Annotated in this window: 18 protein-coding genes; 11 read left to right on the top strand and 7 right to left on the bottom strand. The window is 57.1% G+C overall.

Annotated elements, in window-relative coordinates; translation table 11 throughout:
- Positions 1-440 precede the first annotated feature (440 nt).
- The 8 genes from ACIDEJ_RS03805 (at position 441) to dbpA (ending at position 8,881) form a co-directional block, all read left to right on the top strand.
- Complete coding sequence (locus tag ACIDEJ_RS03805) at positions 441-1,805, top strand: Na(+)-translocating NADH-quinone reductase subunit A (protein WP_411986768.1); 1,365 nt, start codon at positions 441-443, stop codon at positions 1,803-1,805.
- Positions 1,805-3,013 carry an NADH:ubiquinone reductase (Na(+)-transporting) subunit B gene (locus ACIDEJ_RS03810; RefSeq protein WP_411986769.1) on the top strand — a complete coding sequence of 403 codons (1,209 nt, stop codon included), beginning with the start codon at positions 1,805-1,807 and terminating at the stop codon, positions 3,011-3,013. Before ACIDEJ_RS03805 ends, ACIDEJ_RS03810 begins: the two co-directional genes overlap by 1 nt.
- Positions 3,000-3,764 (top strand): Na(+)-translocating NADH-quinone reductase subunit C, encoded by a 765-nt coding sequence (locus ACIDEJ_RS03815; protein ID WP_411986770.1) that lies wholly within the window; start codon positions 3,000-3,002, stop codon positions 3,762-3,764. Before ACIDEJ_RS03810 ends, ACIDEJ_RS03815 begins: the two co-directional genes overlap by 14 nt.
- Before the next feature lie 2 nt (positions 3,765-3,766).
- A complete protein-coding gene (locus ACIDEJ_RS03820) occupies positions 3,767-4,387 on the top strand; it encodes an NADH:ubiquinone reductase (Na(+)-transporting) subunit D (protein WP_411986771.1) in 621 nt (206 codons plus the stop codon).
- Positions 4,388-4,396: 9 nt separating this feature from the next.
- On the top strand, positions 4,397-5,005 hold the full coding sequence (nqrE, locus tag ACIDEJ_RS03825) for an NADH:ubiquinone reductase (Na(+)-transporting) subunit E (protein ID WP_411986772.1): 609 nt from the start codon (positions 4,397-4,399) through the stop codon (positions 5,003-5,005).
- Between the two features lie 25 nt (positions 5,006-5,030).
- The gene (gene nqrF / locus ACIDEJ_RS03830) at positions 5,031-6,248 is read left to right on the top strand and encodes an NADH:ubiquinone reductase (Na(+)-transporting) subunit F (RefSeq protein WP_411986773.1); all 1,218 of its coding nucleotides are present in this window, start codon (positions 5,031-5,033) and stop codon (positions 6,246-6,248) included.
- A gap of 234 nt (positions 6,249-6,482) precedes the next feature.
- A complete protein-coding gene (locus ACIDEJ_RS03835) occupies positions 6,483-7,304 on the top strand; it encodes a UDP-2,3-diacylglucosamine diphosphatase (RefSeq protein ID WP_411986774.1) in 822 nt (273 codons plus the stop codon).
- Between the two features lie 191 nt (positions 7,305-7,495).
- Positions 7,496-8,881 carry an ATP-dependent RNA helicase DbpA gene (gene dbpA, locus ACIDEJ_RS03840; protein WP_411986775.1) on the top strand — a complete coding sequence of 462 codons (1,386 nt, stop codon included), beginning with the start codon at positions 7,496-7,498 and terminating at the stop codon, positions 8,879-8,881.
- 121 nt (positions 8,882-9,002) lie between these two features.
- On the opposite strand, the gene ACIDEJ_RS03845 is transcribed toward dbpA, so the two are convergent.
- The 5 genes from ACIDEJ_RS03845 to ACIDEJ_RS03865 form a co-directional block, all read right to left on the bottom strand.
- Positions 9,003-10,217 carry a phospholipase D-like domain-containing protein gene (locus ACIDEJ_RS03845; RefSeq protein ID WP_411986776.1) on the bottom strand — a complete coding sequence of 405 codons (1,215 nt, stop codon included), beginning with the start codon at positions 10,215-10,217 and terminating at the stop codon, positions 9,003-9,005.
- A 160-nt stretch (positions 10,218-10,377) separates the two neighbouring features.
- Positions 10,378-11,820, bottom strand: coding sequence for an alkaline phosphatase (gene phoA / locus ACIDEJ_RS03850; RefSeq protein WP_411986777.1), 1,443 nt, complete (start codon positions 11,818-11,820; stop codon positions 10,378-10,380).
- 108 nt (positions 11,821-11,928) lie between these two features.
- On the bottom strand, positions 11,929-13,035 hold the full coding sequence (locus ACIDEJ_RS03855) for a lipocalin-like domain-containing protein (protein WP_411986863.1): 1,107 nt from the start codon (positions 13,033-13,035) through the stop codon (positions 11,929-11,931).
- Positions 13,035-15,560: an ABC transporter permease gene (locus ACIDEJ_RS03860; protein WP_411986778.1), complete on the bottom strand. Its 2,526-nt coding sequence runs from the start codon at positions 15,558-15,560 to the stop codon at positions 13,035-13,037. Before ACIDEJ_RS03860 ends, ACIDEJ_RS03855 begins: the two co-directional genes overlap by 1 nt.
- Positions 15,553-16,233, bottom strand: a complete 681-nt coding sequence (locus ACIDEJ_RS03865; protein WP_411986779.1) for an ABC transporter ATP-binding protein — start codon at positions 16,231-16,233, stop codon at positions 15,553-15,555. The genes ACIDEJ_RS03860 and ACIDEJ_RS03865 overlap by 8 nt, the downstream gene beginning before the upstream one ends.
- Before the next feature lie 303 nt (positions 16,234-16,536).
- Between ACIDEJ_RS03865 and ACIDEJ_RS03870 the strand changes: the two genes are divergently transcribed.
- Both ACIDEJ_RS03870 and ACIDEJ_RS03875 read left to right on the top strand, forming a co-directional pair.
- A complete protein-coding gene (locus ACIDEJ_RS03870) occupies positions 16,537-21,798 on the top strand; it encodes a PAS domain S-box protein (RefSeq protein WP_411986780.1) in 5,262 nt (1,753 codons plus the stop codon).
- 68 nt (positions 21,799-21,866) lie between these two features.
- Positions 21,867-22,934 (top strand): HD-GYP domain-containing protein, encoded by a 1,068-nt coding sequence (locus ACIDEJ_RS03875; protein ID WP_411986781.1) that lies wholly within the window; start codon positions 21,867-21,869, stop codon positions 22,932-22,934.
- 92 nt (positions 22,935-23,026) lie between these two features.
- Here the strand turns inward: ACIDEJ_RS03875 and ygfZ are convergent, their stop codons facing one another.
- A complete protein-coding gene (gene ygfZ / locus ACIDEJ_RS03880; protein ID WP_411986782.1) occupies positions 23,027-23,989 on the bottom strand; it encodes a tRNA-modifying protein YgfZ in 963 nt (320 codons plus the stop codon).
- 109 nt (positions 23,990-24,098) lie between these two features.
- Positions 24,099-25,328 carry a phosphoglycerate dehydrogenase gene (gene serA, locus ACIDEJ_RS03885; RefSeq protein ID WP_411986783.1) on the bottom strand — a complete coding sequence of 410 codons (1,230 nt, stop codon included), beginning with the start codon at positions 25,326-25,328 and terminating at the stop codon, positions 24,099-24,101.
- Between the two features lie 165 nt (positions 25,329-25,493).
- On the opposite strand from serA, the gene ACIDEJ_RS03890 reads away from it, so the two are divergent.
- Entirely contained in the window at positions 25,494-26,138 is a 645-nt protein-coding gene (locus ACIDEJ_RS03890; protein WP_411986784.1) for a DUF2238 domain-containing protein, read from the top strand.
- The last annotated feature ends 11 nt before the right edge of the window (positions 26,139-26,149 follow it).

The following is a 26,149-nucleotide window of genomic DNA, read 5'->3' on the forward strand; positions in this document are numbered from 1 at the left end:
TTGGGGCTGGGGAGGTGAAATACCTCGCAAGAGGTAATCCGGAAAATAGGCGATGGAGATCATGAATTTCATCGTGATCCAGCTCGCAAATTATTAATTTCCCTGTTTAAAAAGCGGCTTATTTAGGGTGTTAACACACAGAGCTGGTATTGTGCATAAAAGCGTCACAGAGATGACTTAAGGTTGGCCATAGCATTGTCAGGGAGACGACCGTGCCAACATCAGGGACGGGCATATCCCCAACTGCATAGCAGTATTATCCCCTAACAGATTGAAAATGAATTCGTTTCAGGTTTTTTGTGCGTGCAAAATTCAGTATTTGCTAATGTATTTTGCGCTTAACAAATCCGGCGGCATCCGTCTGTGCGGGCATATCACTGACTGTATTTTAGTCATGACTTCTGTAGCATAAGGTTATTCATCAGCCATGGGAGCAAGCGATGGGGCGTTCAGCAAAAAGGGTTATCACCATCAGCAAGGGGCTGGATTTACCCATTACCGGCGCACCGCAGCAGGTGATTGAAACGGCCCGGCCGGTGACGCAGGTGGCGTTGCTGGGGCATGAATATGTGGGGATGAAACCCACCATGCTGGTGGAAAAGGGCGAGCGGGTGCGTACAGGCCAGGCCCTGTTTGAGGACAAGAAAAATCCCGGCGTGCGTTTTACGGCGCCAGCATCCGGTGTGGTCACTGCCATCAACCGGGGTGACCGGCGGGCACTGTTGTCGGTAGTGATTACCCTGGAAGGCGACGGTTACATCAATTTCGGGGCTGAAACCGACCTTGATGGCCTGTCTCGCGAGGCCGTGCAGCAAAAACTGCTGGACAGCGGCTTGTGGGTGGCATTGCGCACCCGGCCATTTTCCCGGGCTCCCAAACCAGGCTCCCATCCTGCGGCGTTATTCATTACCGTCACCGACACAAATCCGCTGGCGGCGGATCCCCGGGTGGTGATTGCCGATGCCGCTGAAGACTTTGCAGCAGGATTGCAGGTGCTCAGTCATCTGACGGACGGTCCGCTGTATCTGTGTCAGGACGGCCAGGCGCAACCCTTGCCGGGCAGTGAGTTGCCACGGGTGCAAAGCTGGCGTTTTGCCGGCGTGCACCCGGCGGGCTTGGTGGGCACCCACATCCACTATCTGGCGCCGGTCAGCCTTGAGCGCCAGGTATGGCATATCGGCTATCAGGACGTGATTGCCGTGGGCCAGCTGTTTACCACCGGCGAGCTCAACAGCAGCCGGGTGATTGCCCTGGCCGGGCCTCAGGTCAAAAATCCCCGCCTTTTGCGCACCCTTATGGGCGCCAAAGCCAGCGAGCTGGTGGCAGGCGAACTGCAACAACCGGAGATGTGCCGGGTGGTGTCAGGCTCGGTGCTGAACGGTTTCAATGCCACGGCACAGCTGGATTATCTCAGCCGTTTCCGGCCTCAGTTGTCGGTGCTACTGGAAGATCATCACGCCAGCGTGTTGCCCTGGGTGCGCCCGGGCAAGGATCTGTTTTCGGTGACAGGCGCCGTATTGTCGCATTTCCTGCCCCGCAGGCTGTTTCCCATGACCACCCATAGCGGCGGCGCCAAGCGGGCCATGCTGGCCTTTGGACAGCTGGAGCGGGTAATGCCGCTGGATATCCTGCCCACCTTGCTGGTGCGGGATCTGCTGGTGCAGGACACCGATGAAGCGCAGCAACTGGGAGCGCTGGAGCTGGATGAAGAAGACCTGGCACTGTGCACTTTTGTGTGCCCCAGCAAATATGATTACGGGCAGGCGCTGCGTACCTGCCTGACGATTATCGAGAGGGAAGGCTGATGAAAAAATCCAAGCCGGGCATTCAGGAAGCCTACTACGCCCCGGGGTCAACCATTCGCGACTTTTTCCGCTCCCTGTTCATCGGCCATGGCGGCAGTACCCAGGATGGGGTGCATGTGCGCGATGCCATTGATGTCAAACGCACCATGACGCTGGTGGGCATTTGCCTGTTACCCGCCATCCTCTTTGGCATTTATAACACCGGATTGCAGGCCCAACTGGCGTTAACGAATGGCGCTCATGCCGCCGCTGACTGGCACAATGCCCTGTTTACCCTGCTGCTGGGACCCTTGCAGGCAGATGCCGGCACTTTGGCCCTGTTCGCTTATGGCCTAGGGTATTTCCTGCCGGTATATGTTACCGCCTTGCTGACCACCTTGCTGTGGGAAGTGATTTTTGCCAAGGTGCGCCAACAGGAACTTCACGAAGGATTTTTTGTTACCGCACTGCTATTTAGCCTGTGCATGCCCGCCAATATCGCCTTGTGGCTGGTGGCGGTGGGGGTGAGTTTCGGTGTGGTTGTGGCCAAGGAGCTCTTTGGCGGCATGGGATACAACTTCCTCAACCCAGCGCTGGCGGGGCTGGCGTTCATCTATCTGGCCTATCCCTCGGAGGTGACCACCAGCGCCCAGCTGGTGGCGGTGGACGGTTACAGTGGCGCCACTACCTTGGCGCAGGTGGCGGCCAACAAGTGGCAGTTCACGGATGGCGCCTTATCGGCATTTGCTGACCCGCGCTGGTGGCAGGCATTTGTGGGCACGGAAGTGGGTGCCATGGGTGAAACCAGCGCACTGGCCATTTTGCTGGGAGGCGCCCTGTTGCTGCTCACCCGGCTGGCCGATTGGCGCATTGTGGCCGGTGTCATGCTGGGGATGATGGTCACTTCCTTGCTGTTCAATTATCTGGGGAGCAGTAAAAACGCTTGGGCGATGATGCCCTGGAGCTGGCATCTGGTCACCGGCGGGTTTGCGTTGGGGATGATGTTCATGGCCACCGATCCGGTTACCACCGCTTACACCCGTCCCGGCAAGCTGCTGTTTGGCATTTTGGTGGGGGTGATGACGGTGATTATCCGGGTGGCCAATGTCAAGATGCCCGAGGGCATCATGCTGGCGATTCTGTTTGCCAACCTGTGGGCACCGCTGCTGGATTCGGTGGTGGCGCGTGTGAATATCAGACGGAGGAAAAAACGCCATGACCTTCAATAAAGACAGCGTTGCCGGCACCTTCGTCTTTATCATTGTGCTGTGCCTGGTGTGCTCCTTCATGATTACCGGTACTGCCGATGTGCTCAAAGAGCGCAAACTGGCCAAACAGCGTGATGCCTTGATGCAGAACGTGTTGCTGGCTGCCGGCATTGATGCGGATAAAAGCGGGTTTTCCGGGTTGTTTGCCGAGCGGGTTACGCCGTTACTGCTGACCTTGCCCGAGGGGTCATTGCAGCCCCAGGCGGATTTGCTGGATTATGACGAGCGCATGGCTGCCGTGAATCCGCAAACCTCCAGCAAAATCCGCAAGGATATGGCCCGCATTAAAACCCGTGCCAACGCCATTCGGGTGTTCCGTATTCACGACAGCGGCGGCAAGACCCAAGGTTGGGTGCTGCCGGTTTACGGCAAGGGCTTGTGGTCGCTTATCTACGGCTTTGTGGGAGTGGGCCGGGACGTGAACACCATCAAGGCGGTGGTGTTTTACGAGCATGGGGAAACTCCCGGGATTACCGACTTTATCAGCGATCCCCACTGGCTTGGACAGTGGCACGGCAAGCAGCTGTTTGACGAGCATGGGCAGGTGGCGCTGAAAGTGGTCAAGGGCGGTGCCAAGGCCGGGGATGTTCACGGTGTTGATGGGATCAGCGGTGCCACCCGCACCGGCGTGGGCATTGAGAAAATGATGGGCTTCTGGTTTGGCGCCGAGGGTTTTGCCCCGGCGCTGCAGCAGCTGCGGGCGGAGGATTAGTCATGAGTGCAACCTTATCCACACGGCAAATGCTCTGGCAGCCGGTCTTTGCCAATAACCCGGTGGCCATGCAGGTGCTGGGCGTATGTTCTGCACTGGCGGTCAGCAATTCACTGCAAACCGCACTGGTGATGACCCTGGCGGTCACCTTTGTGCTGGTGTGCTCCAATGTGTTCATTTCCCTTATCCGGCATCTCATTCCCAACAGCGTGCGCATCATTGCCCAGATGACCGTTATCGCCTCATTGGTGATTGTGGTGGACATGGTGCTGCAGGACTTGACGCCGGAGCTGTCCAAGCAGCTGTCGGTATTTGTGGGGTTGATTATCACCAACTGCATCGTGATGGGGCGGGCAGAGGCATTTGCCATGAAAGCGCCGCCGCATTTCGCCCTGCTTGATGCCCTTGGCAATGCGGCCGGTTACGGCTTCATTTTGCTGGCGGTGGCCTTTGTGCGGGAGCTGGTGGGCGCCGGTACATTGTTTGGCCAACAGGTGCTGCAAACCGTGGCCGAGGGCGGCTGGTATCTGCCCAACGAAATGTTCAAACTGCCGCCCAGTGCCTTTTTCCTCATCGGCGTATTGATTTGGGTGATCAATATTGCCCGTCACCGGCAACGTTAAGGGGGCGTTATGGAACACTATCTGAACCTGTTCATTCAGGCCACCTTCATTGACAACATGGCGCTGTCATTTTTTCTTGGCATGTGCACTTTTCTGGCCGTATCGAAAAAGGTGTCCACCGCTTTCGGGCTGGGGATTGCCGTGATTGTGGTGATGCTGCTGGCGGTGGCGGTCAATCAGCTGATTTACACCTATGTGCTGAAACCCGGCGCGCTGGCCTGGGCCGGCATGCCGGGGCTTGATCTCAGCTATCTGCAGCTCATCACCTTTATCGGCGTGATTGCCGCACTGGTGCAAATTCTGGAGATGGTGCTGGACCGCTACGTGCCGGTACTGTACCAGACTTTGGGGATTTTCCTGCCGCTGCTTACCGTGAACTGCGCCATTTTTGCCGGGGTGATTTTCATGTCCACCCGGGATTACAACTTCAGTGATTCATTGGTCTTCAGCCTGGGAGCGGGCAGCGGTTGGGCGCTGGCCATTGTGCTGCTGGCCGGTATCCGCGAACGGCTGAAATTCAATGCCATTCCCCAAAACCTGCAGGGGATTGGCATCACCTTCATCACCACGGGCTTAATGGCGCTGGGCTTTATGGCCTTTGCCGGCATCACCCTGTAACGCCAGCAACAAAAGGGAGAGACAGATGGAAATGTTAATTGGCATCGGCATGTTCACCCTGATGGTTTGCCTGCTGGTGGCGCTTATCCTGTTTGCCAAAAGCCGTCTGGTGCAGCAGGGCGATGTGCAGTTGCGCATCAATGATGATGACAGCAAAAGCGTGACCGTGGCTGCCGGTGGCAAGTTGCTGTCGGCATTGGCATCCAAAGAGATTTTCATCCCGTCCGCTTGCGGTGGCGGCGGTACCTGCGGTCAGTGCCGGGTAATCGTCAAATCCGGTGGTGGCGACATTTTGCCCACGGAAACCGAACACATCACCAAAAAAGAGGCCCAGGCCGGGTGCCGGCTGGCCTGTCAGGTGGCGGTGAAAAACGACATGGTGCTGGCATTGGACGAGGAGATTTTTGGCGTGCGCAAATGGCAGTGCCAGGTGGTGTCCAACCGCAATACCGCCACTTACATCAAGGAGCTGCTGCTGAAACTGCCGCAAGGGGAAGAGGTAAACTTTAAAGCCGGCGGTTACATCCAGATAGAAGCGCCGGCCCATGAGGTGCACTACAAGGATTTTGAGATTGACGAGCGATACCGCGGCGAATGGCAAAAACACGGCTTGTTCGAACTCAGCTCCAAAGTGAGCGCCCCGGTGATGCGGGCCTACTCCATGGCCAATTATCCTGCGGAAAAAGGGCGCATCATGCTCAACGTGCGCATTGCCACGCCGCCCAAGCCCCATATTCCGCCGGGACAGATGTCCTCTTACATCTTCAATTTGAAGGCCGGGGATACGGTGACCATTTCTGGCCCCTTTGGCGAATTTTTCGTGAAAGACACCGATGCGGAAATGGTCTTTATTGGCGGCGGCGCCGGCATGGCGCCCATGCGCTCCCATATTTTTGATCAACTGAAAAGCCGCCATACCCAACGCAAAATGAGTTTCTGGTACGGCGCCCGCTCGCTGCGGGAAGTGTTCTATCAGGAGGATTTTGATCAGCTGGCTCGCAGCCATGACAATTTTGAATGGCATGTGGCACTGTCGGAACCCCTGCCGGAAGACAACTGGAAAGGCTATACCGGTTTTATCCATAACGTGGTGTACGAAAATTTCCTCAAGCACCATAAAGCGCCGGAGGACTGTGAATACTACATGTGTGGCCCGCCCATCATGAACAGCTCGGTCATCTCCATGCTGGAAAGCTTGGGGGTGGAGCGGGACAACATTCTGCTGGATGACTTTGGCGGTTAGCTTTTCATTGCAGCCTTGACCGCCACCGCTGCGGTGGTGATGTACGACCACCGCGCATTTTTTTCGTGACGCGTCAGGTTGCCGCTGTGCTGCCGCCAGCAGGTGCAGTGTTATTGCTTGGCCGCATGAGGGCCTTTGCATGTCACAAAATCATCAAACTGTGGTAACTCCTGCGTAAAATCCGCTCACTAACCTGCGAGAGTTGAATTTCCGTCAGGTACAGGACCCCTACCCATGACCTCAGCAGCAACTTCAACCAGCCGGTATTGTCAGGCCATCTGGCTTTCTGATCTTCATCTGGGCGAAAAACACTGTCGCGCCGCTTATCTGTTGAAATTCCTGCAGCAGCATCAGAGCGAATATCTGTTTCTGGTGGGCGATGTGGTGGACATGCAGGCGCTGAACCGGCGCTGGTTCTGGCCTGATACCCACCAACAGGTGTTCCAGTTGATTGTGGACAAGGCCCGTAACGGCACCAAGGTGATTTATGTGCCCGGCAACCATGATGTGTCGATGCGCCGCTTTGACGGCGGCGCCGTGGACAAAATAGAAGTGCATCAGGAATATGTTTATCACAGTCCGTCACACGGTAAACTGCTGCTGATCCACGGCGATGAATTTGACCGGGAGTTGTGTGCCAGCCGCTTTGATGCCTGGCTGGGGGATAACGCCTATGATCTGGTGTTGTTCCTTAACCGCATATGGAATGCCGGTCGCCGGGTGTTCGGCTTACCCTATCAGTCGGTGGCGCGCACATTGAAACAGTGCTCGGCCAAAGCGGAGTCTGCCATGGCGCGTTTTCGCACGGCGGCCCTGACCCGGGCGGCCAAGGCGGGGGTTGATGGCGTGGTCTGTGGTCACATTCACCACCCGGAGCTGCAATACCTGCAAGGGCGGGTGTACATCAATACCGGCGACTGGGTGGAAAACTGCACCGCAGTGCTGGAGCACATGGATGGCCGGCTGGAACTTTGCCATTACAGCGAAGTGGAAAAACCCCTATCCCGGCTGGTGCCGCAGCAAGCGGTTACGGAAGCGGTTGTCAGAGTCGGCTAATGTAAGATTGCCGGCTTAAGCCAATGGGCGGTGTGCGGCAATCCCCTTAAAGCGGTGGTTTTTTGTGGGTGTTTTCGACGGGGCAGGGCGTGCCTTGTCGGCGCTAAGACAAGTAGCAGGCAGTTGGCGCAAATGCTGTTACAATACGCGGCAATCAAGCCCTGCACCTTCAGCCGTCATCAGGAACCATTTTGAATTCAACTATTGCCACCGATTTTGCCGCTTTACCACTTAATGCCTCGTTGATTGCCACCATGGCCGACTTGGGATTTCGCCAGATGACTCCCATCCAGGCCCGCAGTTTGCCGGCCATTTTACAGGGGCGGGATGTGTTGGCCCAGGCCAAAACCGGCTCCGGAAAAACCTGCGCCTTTGGCCTGGGAATTTTGCAGCAGCTGGAAGTGAGCCGCTTCCGGGTGCAGGCGCTGGTGTTGTGCCCCACCCGCGAGTTGGCGGATCAGGTGGCCACCGAGCTTCGCAAATTTGCCCGGGGCATTCACAATATCAAAATTCTCACCCTGTGTGGTGGCACCCCCATTGGCCCGCAAATCGGCTCGCTGGAGCACGGCGCGCACATTATCGTGGGCACCCCGGGGCGGGTGCTGGAGCATTTGCAACAGCGGCGGTTATCGCTGGATGAAGTCAAACAGTGGGTGCTGGATGAAGCCGACCGCATGCTGGAGATGGGCTTTAGCGAGGATTTGGCACAAATCCGCGGTTATCTGCCAAAGCAGCGGCAAAACCTGTTGTTCAGCGCCACCTTTCCTGAGGCCATTGTGGCACTGGCGAAGCAGAACTTGCAGCAGCCATTGCAGGTAAAAGTGGAAGAGACCGATGACAGCAGCAAAATCACCCAGCGCTTTTATCGGATAAGCAATAGCGACAGCCGTCGTCAGGCGGTGTATCAACTGTTGCTGCAACAGCGCCCCCACAGCGCGGTGGTGTTTTGCAATACCAAACAGGAAACCCAGGAGCTGGCCGACTTCCTCATTGGGAAAGGGTTTGATGCGGTGGCGCTCCATGGTGATTTGGATCAGCGTCAGCGGGACCGGGCGTTAGTGGCGTTTGCCCTGAAAAGCGCGGTGGTGATGGTGGCCACCGATGTGGCGGCCCGAGGGCTGGACATTGATGCGCTGGATTTGGTGATTAACTACCAGCTGGCCTTTGAGCAGGAGGCCCATGTGCACCGTATCGGTCGCACCGGCCGGGCCGGCGCCAAGGGGATTGCCCTGAGCCTTGTGGCTGCCAATGACGACATGCGCCTGGCGCTGCTGGAAGAGCGCTACGGCACCTTGCAGTTTGATGACCTGCCTGAGGGGGTTAACACTGCGCCATTAACTGCCCATATGGGCTGCATTCGCATCGAGGGCGGGAAAAAGCACAAGCTGCGCCCCGGTGACATTCTCGGCGCATTGACTGCCGGCCATGATATTCAGGGCAGCGATGTGGGCAAAATTCAGGTGCATGACATCTGGTCTTATGTGGCGGTGAGCCGCCCGCTGGCCAAAAAGGCGGCGGCCAAGTTGTCCCAGGGTAAACTCAAGGGCAAATCCTTCCGTGCCTGGGTGATGATGTAAGCGCTTGGCATTGCCGGGCGTTGGCAACAGCAACACATTAAAAAAGCCGCCATGTCATTGACTGGCGGCTTTTTGGTGACAAACCTATCTTGGGACGGGACAAGGTTGTCAGCGGTATTCGCTACTTGGCACTTGCCGGATGGGGTTTTGGATACTGCTTGTTGATATCCAGCATTGCCGCATAAGGGCTGTTCCACAATTGGCGCTGCAACGCACCCAAACGGGTGGCCATGGCGGGATTTTGCAATACCAGCTCCAGATTGCGGGAGGTACTCATGTAGCCGCCCTGCCAGTTGCTGGTGCCAATCCAGGCAATCTTGCCGTCAATCTCCATGGTTTTGCTGTGTAGGGTTCTGGCAAAGGGAATGAACCCCTGGCTGGCTTCGGGGATGGTCACCACTTTCACCTCAATATTGGGCAACACCTGCAGGCTTTTCAGGTAGTCGATATAAGGCTTGCCGGTATTCCAGGCGGAGATCATCAGATGGATTTTCACTCCGCGCTGGGCTGTGGCGCGCAGGGCGTTGTCTATCAGCCCGTAATAGGGGGCGGGCTTTTTGGCGCTGTAAGACAACGGCGCATAGGTCATCACTGTGATGTAAACCTCGTGCTCGGCCTTGGCCAGCAGTTTGGGCAGCTCACTTTGGGAGTCACCCACGCCAGCGGGATTATAGGCGTTGGGGCTGGCGACCAGATAGGCGCGCTGGCGCTCATCGGCCGCAACGGTTTGCTGGTTGCGTACCGGCACCGGTTTGCCTTCACTGATTAACTGCTGGGCCTGCCAGTCGATGTCAAAAATGGCTTGCAACTGGGACACAATCGTGGCATCGCTGATGAGCAAACCGGTTTCATGGATGTGTTTCAGCGCGCGCCAGTCAAAGTTCTGGCTGCCCACAAAGGCGCTTTTGCCATCCACCACAATATATTTGGCGTGGATGATGCCGCCGCCCATTTTGCCAAAATCAATCAGGCGGAAACTCAGGTTGGGAATGGCTTTGATGGTGTTGAGGGTGGCTTCATCAGACATCCTGAGGCCATTTTTATCCATCAGGAAGCGGATTTTCACGCCCCGCTCACCCGCCTGCTGCAAATGCTGCAGTACCTGCTCCAGCGGTTCGCCCGGGGCGCCGGTCACGTAAAACTGGGCAATGTCAATCCGGCTGCGGGCCGCATCGAACTGCTTGCACCAAACGCTGACGGGATCGGCCAGATCGCTGTTGCTTAACGAGGTTTCCACCGGTGCGGTTTGCACCAGCTCAAAACCGGGAACGGAAAAGGCCGCCTGGGCATTAAGGCTCAGGCCGAGCAGGCACAGGCATAGGGAACGAAAATGCATTACGACTCCAAATGGGAATGAATTCACGGCGTATTATAAGCGCTTGAGGGCGCAGATGAGCACTGCCTTTGTGACAGAGTGTGTCTTGGCCGCATGTGCTGCCGGCTGTTGTATGCCGGGGCATAACGGGGCGTAATGCCCCGTTATTTGCAGCCCAGGGTTAGCGCAATCCCAAGGCTCTGGCAATGGTAAAGTGCAAGTCGGTTTGGTCTGTCAAACCGGTGACATTGGCGGCTTGGGGGCCAAAAGCCGCAATTCGCAGTTGGGTGCCTGTATGGCCCATGCTGCTCAGTTCCGAATTGCCATAGCTGATGCTCATCACCGCGTCGTCTTTGGTCAGCAATGCTTGGGTAAGACCGGGCGCTTGGGCATCCGGGTAGACAATCTGCGAGGCATGGGCATGATCGGCGGTCACAATCACCAGTGTATGGCCGTCGGCTTTGGCAAAGGCCAGCGCCTGTTGCACGGCTTCATCCAAATCCACGGTTTCGCCAATTTGGCCACAGGGGTTGGCCGCATGGTTTTGCTTGTCAATGGAGGCGCCTTCCACTTGCAGGAAAAAGCCTTTGGGATTCACTTTTAGCAGTTCAATGGCTTTTTGGGTCATCTGTGCCAGTGTGGGCAGCTGGGCTCCGCGCTCAGGATTGGGCTTGCAGGTCACCGGTGGCAGTTTCAGGTTGCCGTGGTAGGAAGCTTTGGGGCCTAACCAGCGTACCGGCATGTTACCTGGACTGAATAAGCCCAGTAGCGGTTGCTGCTGGTTGGCCTGGCTTACCTGTTGCAATGACTGCAGATCCTGCACCAGGTTAAATCCCCGCAGGTTGGCCTGTTGCAACAGGGTTTTTCCTTTCCAGTCGCCGCTGGTGGCGGTTTCATCAAAGGTGGCACGGCCGCCACCCAAAACCACATCCGGGCGGGTGTTCAGTAATTGTTCGGTAATGGAGCCAAGGCCGCCATTTTCCAGTGCCGCTTGCGGGCATTTGTCGGCGGTAACACCGGGGCCGTAACACTTGCGGTAGGTGACATGGGAATACATGGCTGCCGGTGTGGCATCCTGAATTTCAGCGGTGGATACATCACCGGTTGCCAGTCCGGCCATTTTGGCCAGCTCCAGCAGGGTGACTTGCGGCGCGCCGTGAACATCCACACTCAGGGCACCATTATAGGTTTTGGTGCCGGTGCTCCAGGCACTGGCCGAGGCTGCCGAGTCAGTGACATAGTTGGGTTTGTGGGTGGTGCGGTCCAGGGAGTAGTGGGTGTACTGGCCGGTAATGGGCAGGGCATCTATGCCTTCAAAAAAGCCGCCAGCCCCTTTGGCATAGTTACGGGCAATGGTGATTTCCGAGTCACCCATGCCATCACCAATCAGCAAGATCACGTTACGGACTTTGCCGTTATCCAGTGATGCGCGCAGCTCGGTGGTGATCTCCTGTTGCAAGCGCCGGGCGCCGCCATTTTCGGTGAGATTGCCATTGGCACTGCGCTGCATCCAGTGGGTCGCTGGCTCATTGGCGGTTGCACCAGCGGTTAGCAAGGATGTGGACAGCAGCAGCGTTGGCAGCAGTAGGGGTAGGCGTAGCGCCGTAAGCCGTGGATGTTTCACAGGGTTCACCTTTTGTTGGAAGTTGCTTAGCGGCTGATGGTAGGCAAGATTCATGACAATCAGGTTACCGTGGCATTTTATGCCGTGCCTGCATGCCCATCCGTGCGGTTAATAACCGGTAAGCTCCATGTACCCTTGACCTTGCTGACTGCCGCTGATGTGCACCGGCCCTTCCCAGTAACTCACCGACAATGGCATTACCGCCTGGCGGTTAAGGGGCGTCAATGTGAGCTGCAGCCGCTCTTGTGGCAGCAAGAGTTGCCAGCTCACCGGATAGCGGCCGCTAGCGGTTTGCTGCCAGTCAACAGGCCGCAGGGTGATGTCATCCGCGGCGATTTCATGGCTGCGGCCATCGGCAAACATCCTTTTGCCGCTGTAAAAGGCCTTTTGTGCCGCGCCGGCAGCCCGCAGCTGGAACAGCATCAGCGCCGAGCCGTCTTCCAGATGCAGGGCAAACCAGTCCCAGCCCTGCTGCTGGCGGCTGAGAAATTCCGAGCTCCACTCCCGGTCCAGCCAGGCGCTGCCGGTGACTTTGTGCCACTGCCCACGCAGGTGAACCTTGCCGCGTACCTGAATGAACGGTTGGCTGTAGTAATGGGAGGCCACTTTGCCATCGGCACTTTTGCGGCTGTAACCGTCGCGCCCTTGCAGCATCAGCGGCGCAGTGGATGACAGTTGCAACTGGTAGCCAAAATCCGGGTCGTTCACGCTGAGGGTGGCTGGCAACAATCCCCGGTTGGGATTATGGGGGGCATCGCTGGCCTGCCATTGCCAGTCATCAATCCGGACCGACAGGGGCGGCCCCGCCACCTGCGCCGGTGCGCCGTCACGGGTCATGCCCCGGCCCCAGCGTTCGGCGCTGACATGCTCATCGGCAAAAGTCAGCGCCGCATGGGCCATGTACAACTGGTTACTGGCCCAAGGGGAATGGCTGGCAGGCTTGTTGGCTGACAGGGCAATGCGAAACTGGGTCCATTGCAGCCCCAGCGGGGTGCCGTCATCGGTTTGCAGGTTGGCGGTAAGGTACCACCACTCTTGTCGAAAGCGGGGATGAGACAGATGATCGGCAGGAAATGACAGCGGTTTTCCCGGCAGAACCCGGGCATAGCCCGTATCGCTGCGCCCCAGAATCTCCCCCATGGCCGCAGGCGCTTCTGGCGCAGGATTGCAGCCGCCGAGTAACAGTACAAGCGGCAGCCATAAACGATAGTTCATCACAGTACCTCCTGTTGCAGGGATGACACCAGTGCCCGGCGGCTTTGCCAGTAAAGGGGCAACACCACCGCCAGCAAACAGCAACCAAGGGACAGGGCCACCACTCGCAGATAAGCCCACCAGTCCCACTGCTGGATAATGGTCCAGCCAAAGGCCTGCAAGGTCACTTTGTGGATGAGCAAATGCCCCAGCACCGCACCCAGCGGCAGTGCCAGCAGGCAGGTGAGCAATACGGCCAGCAACAGCTGCCCCAGCAGCATCAGCCAGATGCGGGTGCGGGGAATGCCAAGGCAGCGCAACACGGCCAGTGGCGCTTGACGGGACTGGGTGAGCATCAGCACGGCGCTGAACAAACCCACGGCGGCCACCAGCAAGGTGAGGCTGTTGAGCACCAGCGTGATGCTGAACGTCTTGTTGAACATCTGCAGTGCCTGGGTGCGGATTTTCTGCTGGCTGTAGATTTGTGCCGGGTTGAGTGCCAAATCCTGCATGATTTGCCGCGCCAGTCGTTCAATGGCTTCTTGTCCGCCTGTAATGCCGCCAAGTGCCAGGCTATAGGGTTGGGACGGCAAGGCCAAGTGTTGCCATAAGGGTTGCCCTATCAGGGCTTCCCCTTTGGGATTGCCATAGTCAAAGTACACGCCGGCAACCTGGCGCTTAAGCCCATGGCGGCAACTGTCATCGGCACATAGCCGGATTTCATCACCGGTTTGCAGACCGAGTTTCAGTGCCAGCGGCTCGCTGAGCAGCAGCCCATCGCCTTGCTGTACCCGTGTGATGGCCTGTTGTTTGGCTAATCGGGCCGTTGGCGCCTTGAACACCGTGGTCTGGGCAATGGAGTCGGCATCACGGCTTAGCAGGTTAATGGCCAGGGTTTGTTCATGGGCTTGCAGGTAATAACCGGTTTGCCACTGAAAATAACGTGGCAGCGCAGGGGCGGCGCTGTCCAGATAATGCTGCAGCGCCGGCATGTTGCCATTGCCGGGGCGCAGGTACAGATCGGCATGGAGGCGACTGTCCAGCCAACTGCGCAGGGTTTTGTCAAAGCTGCCCACGAGCGTGTTCATGGCAATATTGGCGCACAATGCCAGCAGCAGCGCCATCATGGCCAGTGCCAGTGGCGCGGTCAGCTCCCGGGCTTCGGCAATGGCATAACGTGGCAATCCGGCCGGCGCCAGTGGGGTTAGCAGTCCCAGGGCGGTTTGCAGTATTTGGGGCAACAGCAACGGCATGGCCAGCGTCAGCAGCCCCATCAATGCCAGGCTCTGGCTGTGCTCGCGGCTGAAAGGATAAAGCAGCAGGGTAAGCAGCAGTAACAGGCATCCCAAGGCAAACAAGCGCCGGTGCACCCGCCGGTGATGTTGCTGTTGGGAAAAGCGCTGCCGGCTTTGGGCAATGCTGCGCTGACACAGCTGCCGGTACAGGGGCACACAAGCCAGCAGCGCGGCTATCAGGGTCAGCCCGGCGCCCTGCGCCAGCCATTGCCACTGCCAGTGCCCCGGCAGCAAGGTGGCGCCATAAAGCTCTTCCAGTGTTAATGCCACCATGGGCTGCAACCAGTGACTGAGCTGCAGTGCCAGCATGAAGCCGGCAAGTGATCCCAGGGCAACCAACAGCAGTAATTCCAGCAGCAGCGACAGCATCAGCGCCCGGCGGCTCAGCCCCTGTTGCAGCAGTTGCAGCAGCAACCGCTGACGTTTCATCAGGCTGTAACGCACGCCGTTATAGGCAATGAACAGCCCCACCAGAAATGCCAGCATGCCCATGGCGTTGAGGTTAAGATGGAAACTGCGGGTGAGCTCGGTCAGCGCCTTGCCCTGGTCCTGCTCGGTGAGCTGCAGCCCGTCAAGCAAAGGATTATCCGCCAGTTGTTGCTTGAGGCGGTTTGCGTCACCAAACAGGGCAATGTAACTCAGGCGCCCGGACAGCTTGAGTAACGGCTGGGCCAGGGAGATATCCAGATACAGACGGTGCCCCAGATTGGCACTGTCCGGCAATGCCAGTAATTGCAGGGATTGCCCGCCGAGGGTGAAGCTGGCATCGCTTCCCTCCGTGAATCCCATGCGCAGGAACTGGCTGTGGCTGAGCAATAACAGCGGCTCGCCGCCGAGCAACCTCCCAAGCGGCAGTTCCCCGTCAAAGGTTGCGGCCGGCTGGGAGAAACTGTGCAGCACCGCCACTAAATCGCTGCCGTTAATCTGCCATTGGCGGCCTTGGGCATCCGCCACTTCGCCGCTCACCACAGGCAACGCCTTGAATCCCTGACGCTTCAGGGCAAAATACACGGCCTCATCCACCTTGCCATCCCGGCCTGGTGCGCTTATCAGCAAACTTGCCTGCCGGGCCAGGGCTTCACCGGCATGCTGATAACTGTTGATGGCATTGTCGTTGGTGGCCTTGACGCCGATTAACAGGGTTACCGCCAGCACAATGCCCAGCAAAATGGCGCCAGCCTGTAGCGGCGCATGGCGGTAGTGGGCCAGGTATACCCGCAATGCCTGCCAGCCAAGGCGCCAATCATTCATGGACTTTGCCCTGTTGCAGGTGCCAGCGGCGCTGCATGTATTGCGCCGCGCTGTTGCTGTGGGTGACCATCAAAATGGCGCTGCCGGCATCGGCCGCCAGCATGCACAATAACTGCATCACCTCTTCGGCGGCCTCCGCATCCAGATTGCCCGTGGGTTCATCTGCCAGCAGCAGTGCCGGACGATGGGCCAGTGCCCGGGCAATGGCCACCCGTTGCTGCTGACCGCCGGACAACTGCTCTACCGGCCGGTTGACCAGCTCCACAATGGCTAGCTTGTAGAGCAGATAGTCGCACCAGTCGTTCCATTTCTGGCCGAGCAATGCCAAGGGAAAGGCAATGTTGTCCCGGACATTGAGGGGCGTGAGCAGGTTGAACTGCTGAAACACCACCCCCAGCTGCTGGCGCCGGAAACGGCTCCACTGGGGATCGCGCCACAGGCTGCAGTCGGCGCCGTCAAGCCATAGCTTGCCGCTGTCGGGATATTCAAAACCGCCAATGAGGTTGAGCAGGGTGCTTTTGCCACTGCCGCTGGGGCCGGTAAGTGCCACGGTTTCGGCGCGGTTGATGCGCAGTTCAATGGCGTCGAGCACCTGATGGTACTGATCGCCATCATTAAAGCCCTTGCTGATGCGTGCCAACTGCACCAATGGCCGGGGAGCTTGGGAAGGCATGTCTCAGTCCTTTGCAATGACCGCCGTTAACGGGACGTTTTTCCATGGTTTACAGTGTAACGGTTAGCGGCTTAACAGTTAAGTGGCAAAGGCGGTTCCGTTGGCAGGCCGGCATGAGAAAAATCTTTTGTGTCATTGGTTTATTCCTTTTATAAAACGCCATACGGCTTGCGTCAGCGAGGGGTGAATGTTTAAATTAACTTGAGTTTACCAAGTGAACCGGTTGATATGATGCCAGGGATGTTAGGGTGTACGGGCGCATCGTCGACGGTAATGTGACCCGCTCAAAAAGGGAACTGACACATGCCTGAGTTAGCTAAATATCAGACATTTCGCAACCGTATCATGTCGCATCTGGCACTGCCGCTCATTCTGGTAATGACGGCGCTGTGCGTCATGGCCGGTTGGATTAATTACCAGGAAAAACAGCACGCCTATTTCGTGGCGCTTCACCATAAGGCCCGGGATGCTGCCCAAAAATTGCAATTTTCCCTGAAGCTGGTGCGTTCTGACACCCAGACCCTGGCCTCCAGCCTGGATAATTTCGACAGCGAACACCGCAGCATTCACCCCAATTACCTGTACGCCATGCTCACCGAACGGCTAGAGCGTTACCAGGAGTTTTACGGCTCTGCCATCGCCTTTCGCCAGGACTTTTTCGGTGACAACGAGCGCTTTGCCCCTTACGCCTATCGCCGGGACAAAAGCGTTGCCACCATGGATATCGGCAAAGACGGCTATGACTATACCGATGGCAGTTGGGACTGGTGGAGCGATGCGCTGAAACACCCTCATGGGGAGTGGACCGCACCGTATTTTGACAGAGGGGCGGGCAACGCCTTGATGATCACCTTTTCCCAGCCCTTTGGCAGCGAGGACAACTGGTTTGGCGTGGTGACAACCGATTTGGCGCTGTCGTCCTTGCCCCAGCGCTTGGGGGTGGATGCGGAGCAGCTGCTGGTGGTGGACGATCACGGCATGCTGGTGTATCACCCGGGTGCCAGCCTGAGTGAACAGGTATTGCTCAAAGAGTGGCTGGCCCCTGGCGCTGATGAAAACCTGGCCGCCATGGGCAGCGGGCAGCTGGAAAAAGTGCAGCTGACCGACCGTTATAACGTGGACTATCTGGCCAGTATTGCCCTGGTGGAGCCCTTGGGTTGGCATGTGGTGGTACTGACCCCGGAGCAGCATCTGCTGGCGGCGGTGCTCGGGGATTCCACCTACTTGATTTTTGTGCTGCTGGGCGTGATTGTCTTGCTGCTGATTGTGAGTGCCTATGCCGCCAGAAAGCTGACCCAGCCACTGGAAAAACTGGCGCAAGGCATTGAGGATTTCAGCCACGGCAAAGTGCTGAAACTGGCACCGCCCACCCGCCGCACGGTGCAGGAAGTGGCCAGCCTCAGCCGCAAATTCAATGAGCTCACGGATGTTTTGGCCCAGCGGGAACAGGCCTTGCTGGACTCCCGTGGCAACCGGTTTGCCAGTTTGATTGACGGCATGAGCGACAAATCCTTTTATTGCTCCATGGCGCCGGACGGTCAACTGGTGCAGGTGAGCGACGGCGTGGAAAAGGTATTGGGGATTTGTGCCGACACCTTGAAGCGCAAATACCAGCGCCTGTTTTCCAGCTGTGAAATCAATGAGCAAAACTGGCAATACATGGAGCAGGCGCTGCAAGGGCAGCGCGTGCCGCCGCATCAGGTGGAGATGCAGGCCGAAGACGGCCAGTTGCGGCGTCTGGATGTGTTCATGCAGCCCTTCGTGGATGAGCATGGTGCCGTGGTGTCGGTGGAGATGCTGTTTAATGATGTCACCGAACAGTTCTCTGCCGCCGCCTGGTCAAAAGCCGTGCTGGAAGCCGCCCCGGAAGCCATGCTGATTGTGGATGATAACAGCCGGATCATCTACAGCAACAGCCGCTGCCAGTCATTGTTCGGCTACGCTGCCGGCGAAATGCTCAAATTAACGGTAGAGCAACTGATGCCGGAAATGTTCCGCAGCAAACATCAGCAGCTGAGCCGCGCTTTTGTCAATGGCGACAGCCTTCGCACCATGGACCCTGCGCGCACCTTCTTGGCCCAGCGGGCCGATGGCAGCAGCTTTCCGGCGCAGGTGGCCTTGAGCCTGTTGCCGCTGTCCATGGACGGTCAGCGCCAGGCGGCGGCCTCCATTCGGGACATGACCGCCCAACGGGCGGTGGAGCAACGCATTCGCGACAGCGAAAGCCGTTTTCGCGGGCTGGTGTCCAACATTCCCGGTGCCATTTACCGGGTGCGCATTGAAGACAACTGGGTGCTGGAATACATCAGCGACCATATCGTGGAGATTACCGGCTATCCTGCCAGCAGCTTTATTGAAAACAAGCACCGGGTTTATCGCAGCATCATTGTGGAAGACGACCTGCCGCTGCGCACCGATGCCATCAATACCGCGCTGCTGGAGCGGCGCCCCATTGAGGTGGAATACCGCATTTTGCACCGTGACGGCGCCATCCGCTGGGTGCATGAAAAAGCCAAGGCCACCTATGATGAGCAGGGCGAGCCCCAGTGGTTTGACGGCAGCCTTAACGACATTACCGAAAGCAAACTGGCTCAGGAGCGGGTGCGCCAATCCCAGGAGCAACTGGAAACCATTACCGAATCGGTGCCCAGTACCGTATACCAACTGCTGTGGTCAGATGCGCAAAACCGCCATTTCACCTTTCTCTCCCGCGCGGCCATTGTCACCTTGGGTTTGCCCCGTCAGGAGGTGATAGACAACTTCAATATTGCTGCCGAGCGGATCCCGCCGGATGAACGGCACCAGCTGCTGGAAATGCTGAACGGCAATCATGGCCTGCAGTGGAATGTCACCTTCAGTTACCACTATCCCAGTGGCGGCGTGCGTTGGCTCGAAGCCGGTGCCCGCGGGCTGGCCCAGCCCGAGGGCATTTTGTGGAACGGCTATCTGGTGGATGTGAGTGAGCGCAAGCAGATGGAGCGGGAAATGGCCCAGCGCGAAGCCCACTTCCGGGCGCTGTTTGACAATGCCGCCGTGGGCATCGTCAACCTGGACGAGCAGGGCATGATTGTGGACTGCAATGACTGCTTCTGTCGTTACATGGCCAGTAATCTTGAGGTGCTCAAACGCAAGTCCATGGGGGATTTGTTACTGACGGAGCAACGTCAGGAGGCCATGAGCGCATTGCAATCCCTGGTCAACGGCGAGCAGGAAAGCATTGCTGCCGAGTGGCGCTTGCTGGATGCCAACGGCAAGCAGATGTGGGTTGCCGTCAATGCCACGCCGTTGCAAAAACAGCAGCATGACGACAACTCCGTGGTACTGGTGGTGGCCAACATCACGGCGCTGAAACAGCTGTCAGAAGCCCTGCTCAATGCCAAGGATGCCGCCGATACTGCCAATCGCACCAAGAGCGATTTTCTGGCCAATATGTCCCATGAAATCCGCACGCCAATGAATGCCATCATCGGGATGACCCAGCTATGCCTGCAAACCTGCCTTGATGACAAACAGCGCAATTACGTAGAGAAAATCGAACGGGCTTCGCGCTCTTTACTGGGGATTATCAACGACATTCTCGATTTTTCCAAAATCGAAGCGGGCAAACTGCAGATGGAATCGGTGCCGTTCCACCTGGACAACATCCTGGAAGATTTGGCCGACATGTTTGCGGTGCGCGCCGTGGACAAACAGCTGGAACTATTGTTTTCGGTGGCGCCGGACGTGCCCACCGTGCTGGAAGGCGATCCGCTGCGGTTAAATCAAATTCTCATCAACCTGTTGGGCAATGCCATCAAATTTACCGAGCAGGGAGAAGTGGAACTGTCCATCAGCCAGCTACAGCAAGAGGGCGATGACATCGTGCTGCGTTTTGCCGTGCGCGATACGGGTATCGGCCTTACCCGGGAGCAACAGCAGAAACTGTTTCACTCGTTCAGCCAGGCTGACAGCTCCACGACCCGTAAATATGGCGGCACCGGACTTGGCCTGGCCATCAGCCGCCAGTTGGTAGAGTTGATGGGTGGCGAAATCGGCGTGGAAAGCCTGTACGGCAATGGCAGCACCTTTTTCTTTACCGTGCACCTGAAAGTGGCCGAAGACAGCAGCATCAAGGTGGAAAAAGAGCTTGAAGGCATGGAACTGCTGGTGGTGGACGATAACGCCACCGCCCGGGACATTTTGCATACCACGTTGCAAAGCATGGGCTTTAAGGTGGACACCGCCCGCAGTGGCAGCGAAGCCCTGGAGAAATTTGCCCAAAAACGTTACGCCATGGCGCTGGTGGACTGGAAAATGCCGGAGATGGACGGCATTGAAACCTCTGAAAAACTCAGGGAACTGGATAGCAGCCCGCTGATTGTGATGGTGTCGGCCCATGCCAGCAGCGAGTTCATCGGTGAATTACCCCAACATGGCATTTGTGGTTATGTGGCCAAGCCTGTCAGTGCTTCGCGCTTGCTGGACAGCATCATGCTGGCGCTGGGCAAGCAGGGACACCTGCCGGTAAAACGCCGCAGCGGCAATCTGGACAGCAACATTCTGCAGCAGCTGAGCGGCAAACGGGTGCTGCTGGTGGAAGACAATGAAATGAACCAGGAAGTGGCCTGCGAGTTTCTCACCCAAGTGGGAATACAACTGACCCTGGCGGAAAATGGCCAGCAGGCGCTGGCATTGTTGCAACAACAACCCTTTGATTTGGTGCTGATGGATTGCCAGATGCCGGTGATGGACGGTTATCAGGCCACTCGGGCGCTGCGGAAAATCGAAGGGCTGAAAACCCTGCCGGTGATTGCCATGACCGCCAATGCCATGGCCGGCGACCGGGAAAAATGCCTGGCCGCGGGAATGGATGAACATATTGCCAAACCCATCGAGGTCAGTGCCCTTTATAACATGTTGCTGCAGTATCTCGGACAGGGAGATGTGGTCACTACTGGCAGCGGGGCGGTAGCCGATGACGTGATTGCCTGGCCGGAGCATCCGTTGCTGGATATTGATCGTGGACTACAGTTAGTACAAAACTCCGAACGGCTTTACCGGCGGATTTTTGAGCGCTTCCGCCAAAGCCAGCATGACGTGGTGGCCAGAATCCGTCAGGCCATGGCCGCCAAAGAGCAGGAAACGGCAGTGCGGCTGGCGCATACCCTTAAAGGGCTGGCCGGCAATCTGGCCAGTGAGGCGCTGGCAACCCTGGCGCGCACCCTGGAAGGGCAGTTGCAGCATCAGCAGCCTTGTGATGAAACCCTGCAACAAACGCAGGTGCTGGTGGGCGAAATCGTCACTGCCATTGATGACTGGCTGCAACTTTCCGCTGGGGATGATGGCGAGGCTGCCGGGGTGGATGAGCCCTTGGCGCCGGCGCAGTTAAAACAGCAACTGGAACAGCTGTTACTGCTGCTGGAAGATGCCGATGCGGCGGCGGTAGCGCAGTTGCAAAGCCTGCGCCATCGGGTGGATGAGCGGTTATGGCAACAACTGCAGCCGGTGAGTGTCATGGTGGCCGGTTACCGCTTTGAAGAAGCCCAGACATTGGTGCAGTCCTTGCTGCAGGCAATGCAACCATAAAATGTAACCCAATGTGGCCTATGCTTGATGGCGTGTAACGGGTGCCCAAATGTTGGAGAGGGGGATGAATGGAACAGGCAACCATTTTGGTAGTGGACGACACACCGGAAAACATCGACATTCTGGTGGGGATTTTGGGCGATGACTACAAGTTGCGGGTGGCCATTGACGGCCCCAGGGCCCTGGAGGTTGCCAGACGCCATTTGCCGGATCTGATTTTGCTGGATGTGATGATGCCGGGCATGAACGGCTATGATGTGTGCCGCGAGCTCAAGCAGGACCCGCTCACCAGCCATGTGCCGATCATTTTTGTCACCGCGCTTTCTGAAGACGCGGATGAAACCTTGGGTTTTCAATTGGGAGCGGTGGATTACATCACAAAACCCGTGAGTGCGCCCATTGTGCAGGCCAGAGTGAAAAATCATCTGGCACTGTATAACCAAAAACGCCTGCTGGAGCATCAGGTGCAGGAGCGCACCCGGCAGCTCAGGGAAACCCGGCTGGAAATTATCCGCCGTCTGGGCCGGGCTGCGGAATACAAAGACAACGAAACCGGCCTGCACGTTATCCGCATGAGCAATTACGCTCGCATGCTGGCCGTGAAAATGGGCTTGCCGGAGCGTTTTTGCGATCTGCTGTATAACGCCGCCCCCATGCATGATATCGGCAAAATCGGCATTCCGGATGCGGTGCTGCGCAAGCCTGCCAAACTGGATGATAACGAATGGAGCATGATGAAATGCCATGTGGAATTTGGCGTGGAAATCATCGGTGAATATCCCGATCCGTTAATGAAACTGTCCCGCAGTATTGCACTGACCCACCATGAGAAATGGGACGGTTCGGGTTATCCCCACGGTCTGGCAGGGGAACAAATTCCGCTGGAGGGGCGCATTGTGGCGATTGCCGATGTATTTGACGCTCTGACCTCCATCCGGCCGTATAAAAAAGCCTGGAGCCCGGAGCAAGCCATGGCCTACATTGAAGCGCAGTCTGGCCGGCATTTTGACCCGCAGCTGGTGACGCATTTTCGGGAAATTCTGGATCAGGTGATTGCCATTCGGGATCAGTATCCGGAAACCGGCAATCATGGTGACATGCATGGCAATAGCCACGGCAAGGTAATAGAGGATTAATCCGGACGCAGGATGGCTGGCATCTCTTTCGGACGGCACAACATCAAGGGCACCCTGGGGTGCCCTTGCTGTTATCTGCCATGTGCTAAATGTCAGGCGTTTTCTAATGTGTAAGGCAGCGGCTGCAGGGCTAACAGGCTTTGGGGATCGTCAGCAATGCGAAAGCGGGCATCTGCGGGTGTATCGTTGGGCAATACGGCGCTTAGCAGCAGCTGGTCACCATTTTGCACGGCTTCCACAATGGTGCCTTGAGGGCGGAACCCTTCCTCCATGGCCAGCTCCAATGTGGATGCCGGGGTCACGTTGGCACTGCAGTGGCCTTTCAGGATATACAGGGCGCGTTTGTTGCCGCCACGGTATTTCATGCGGGCGACGGTTTCCTGCCCCATGTAACAGCCTTTGGTAAAGCTGATGCCATCCAGTGCTTGCAGGTTGCACATCTGTGGCACAAATTGCCCCTGATGGGCGGCATCAAGCCCCGGATACCCTGCCAGGATTTCCAGTGCCTGCCAGGCACTGTGATGGTAAAGCGGCATCTCCTGCACCCGTTCGGCAGCGGCCTGGGTTGGCAATATCAACAGAAAACGCTCACCGTCATTGAGGATGACGCCTTGCTCGAGCTGGCACAGTGGCTGCTCACGGTTGAATTGGGGGAACTGGCCATGCAGCCAGTCGGCAGCACCCGTGCCGGTAATACCGAGGATGGTCCACTGGGCTGACACATCGTCAAGCTCAGCCTTGCTGAACACGGCATATTTGCGAAATTCCGGCAAGTCACTGCTGAGCAGCTCTTTTGGCATGAGCAGCATCATGCTATCGGCAATGGCAAACAAACGGAATGCCGACAGCATCTTGCCTTTGGGATCACAATGAGCGCCCCAGCACCAGCGGTTGGCATCAAGGGCATTGACATCGGCGGTGATCTGTCCGTGCAGGAAGCTGCGGTTTTGCTCGCCGGTCACCTGCATCAGGCCCAGATGGGAGAGGGGGGAGATCAATAGTGCCGGAAGGGGGGCGTCGGGTGCCCAGGAAAGTTGGGGAGCTGCGATACTCATAGGATCATCCTGAAATTAACAGCATCAAAAGTGAGTCGATTGTAACGGATTTTGCGTAAATAAAAAGGGCGCCAAGACGGCACCCTTTAAACAACTCAAGACACAGTGCTCAATACAGCAAACGGGTACGGATGGTGCCCTCAATGTGTTTCAGCTCTTCCAGGGCCTCAGCGGCCTGATCGGTATGCACTTCCATTACCACGTAACCGATATTGGCCGTGGTTTGCAGGTACTGACCGCCAATATTGATGCCTTTTTCTGAAAACGCCTGGTTGATTTTCAGCAAAATCCCCGGACGGTTGCGGTGAATGTGCAGCAGGCGAGAGGTGCCATGCTGTTGCGGCAGGGAAACTTCGGGGAAGTTGACCGCAGTGACCGTGGAGCCGTTATCGGAGTATTTGGCCAGTTTGCCGGCCACTTCAATGCCGATGTTTTCCTGGGCCTCTTCGGTGCTGCCACCCACGTGAGGGGTCAGGATCACATTGTCAAAACCCCGTAGCGGTGTTTGGAATTCGTCATCGTTTGATTTTGGCTCTACCGGGAATACGTCAATGGCCGCCCCAGCCAGATGTTTGGCTTCCAGCGCTGCAGCCAGTGCATCAATGTCCACGACCGTACCGCGGGAGGCGTTGATGAGGAAGCTGCCTGGACGCATGGCTTCAATCTGGGCGGCACCGAACATCAGTTTGGTTTGCGGGGTTTCTGGCACGTGTAAACTCACCACATCCGCCTGGGCCAGCAGTTCGTTCATAAAACGCAGTTGATGGGCATTGCCCAGTGGCAGTTTGTCTTCGATATCGTAGAACACCACTCGCATCCCCAGGGTTTCTGCCAGAATGCCAAGCTGGGTACCAATGTGGCCGTAACCGATGACCCCCAGGGTTTTGCCTCGGACTTCATAACTGCCCTTGGCACTCTTGAGCCAACCGCCTTGATGGGCGGACATGTTGCGCTGCGGCACGCCGCGCATCAGCATGATGATTTCGCCAATCACCAGTTCGGCCACGCTGCGGGTGTTGGAGAAGGGGGCGTTGAATACGGGAATACCCAGCAATTCGGCGGCTTTCAGGTCAACCTGGTTGGTACCGATGCAGAAACAGCCCACACCCACCAGTTTTTCCGCTTTATCCAGCACTTCTTTGGTCAGCTGGGTGCGGGAGCGCAGGCCGACAAAATGCGCGTCTTTAATAGCTTCAATCAGTTCATCGCCGGATAACGATCCCTTGTGGTATTCAATATTGTTATAACCGGAATTTTTCAACACGTCTAAGGCTGATTGATGCACGCCTTCCAACAACAGGATCTTAATTTTATCCTTGTCCAGCGAATGTTTCGCCATAGTATCGGTACCCCTCAATATGTGATTCTGTTAGTGAACAAAAGGTAGTGTGTTAAGCTGCCCCCAGCTGTCACCCACGTTAGCACCTTTTTGAGTTGGTGTGGAGGTCTGGACGGCTAAAGTGTTTATTTTAGATCGTGAACAATCTGCAAATTGGGGCTGATATTGAAAAATCTGCTGATTTGGCTGGCGCTGTATGCCAGCGTGTTGGTGTGGTCGGCCTGGCAACCCCATGACGGGATCACCTGGTGGATGGAAGCCACGCCCGCATTGCTGGCCTTGCCGTTGTTGGCTTGGTGCCGCTGGAAATTTCCGTTAACGCCCCTGTTATATGTGCTGATTTTGCTGCACTGCTGGGTGCTGCTGGTGGGCGCCCATTATACCTATGCCCAGGTGCCGTTATTTGACTGGCTGGCCGAATGGCTGGGATGGAGCCGCAATAACTACGACAAACTGGGGCATTTTGCCCAAGGGTTCGTGCCGGCGATGATTGCCCGGGAAATCCTGTTGCGCAATCGGGTGTTGCAAGCAGGTGGCTGGTGTCATTTCCTGTGTGGCTGCTTTGCGCTGGCACTCTCTGCACTGTATGAACTGATTGAGTGGTGGGCGGCGGTATTGACCGAAGATGGCGCCGAGGCATTTTTGGGCACCCAGGGGTATGTGTGGGATACCCAGTCCGACATGCTGCTGGCCCTGATTGGCGCCATTTGCGCACTGTGGACGTTATCGTCGCTGCACGATCGTCAATTAGCCAAATGGGTGATGTTCGCGCCGGCCCAGAGGGTTACACTGTCTGATGGCAGCCTATAAGGAAATGACAA

This window comes from Shewanella mytili (genome assembly GCF_046765975.1).
In the GTDB taxonomy this organism is placed as follows: Bacteria; Pseudomonadota; Gammaproteobacteria; order Enterobacterales; family Shewanellaceae; genus Shewanella; species Shewanella mytili.

Coding starts and splice junctions, on each gene's coding strand:
- ACIDEJ_RS03805 (WP_411986768.1), top strand. CDS start 441: ATGGGGCGTTCAGCAAAAAGGGTTATCACCATCAGCAAGGGGCTGGAT.
- ACIDEJ_RS03810 (WP_411986769.1), top strand. CDS start 1,805: ATGAAAAAATCCAAGCCGGGCATTCAGGAAGCCTACTACGCCCCGGGG.
- ACIDEJ_RS03815 (WP_411986770.1), top strand. CDS start 3,000: ATGACCTTCAATAAAGACAGCGTTGCCGGCACCTTCGTCTTTATCATT.
- ACIDEJ_RS03820 (WP_411986771.1), top strand. CDS start 3,767: ATGAGTGCAACCTTATCCACACGGCAAATGCTCTGGCAGCCGGTCTTT.
- nqrE (WP_411986772.1), top strand. CDS start 4,397: ATGGAACACTATCTGAACCTGTTCATTCAGGCCACCTTCATTGACAAC.
- nqrF (WP_411986773.1), top strand. CDS start 5,031: ATGGAAATGTTAATTGGCATCGGCATGTTCACCCTGATGGTTTGCCTG.
- ACIDEJ_RS03835 (WP_411986774.1), top strand. CDS start 6,483: ATGACCTCAGCAGCAACTTCAACCAGCCGGTATTGTCAGGCCATCTGG.
- ACIDEJ_RS03845 (WP_411986776.1), bottom strand. CDS start 10,217: ATGCATTTTCGTTCCCTATGCCTGTGCCTGCTCGGCCTGAGCCTTAAT.
- ACIDEJ_RS03855 (WP_411986863.1), bottom strand. CDS start 13,035: ATGAACTATCGTTTATGGCTGCCGCTTGTACTGTTACTCGGCGGCTGC.
- ACIDEJ_RS03860 (WP_411986778.1), bottom strand. CDS start 15,560: ATGAATGATTGGCGCCTTGGCTGGCAGGCATTGCGGGTATACCTGGCC.
- ACIDEJ_RS03865 (WP_411986779.1), bottom strand. CDS start 16,233: ATGCCTTCCCAAGCTCCCCGGCCATTGGTGCAGTTGGCACGCATCAGC.
- ACIDEJ_RS03870 (WP_411986780.1), top strand. CDS start 16,537: ATGCCTGAGTTAGCTAAATATCAGACATTTCGCAACCGTATCATGTCG.
- ACIDEJ_RS03875 (WP_411986781.1), top strand. CDS start 21,867: ATGGAACAGGCAACCATTTTGGTAGTGGACGACACACCGGAAAACATC.
- ygfZ (WP_411986782.1), bottom strand. CDS start 23,989: ATGAGTATCGCAGCTCCCCAACTTTCCTGGGCACCCGACGCCCCCCTT.
- serA (WP_411986783.1), bottom strand. CDS start 25,328: ATGGCGAAACATTCGCTGGACAAGGATAAAATTAAGATCCTGTTGTTG.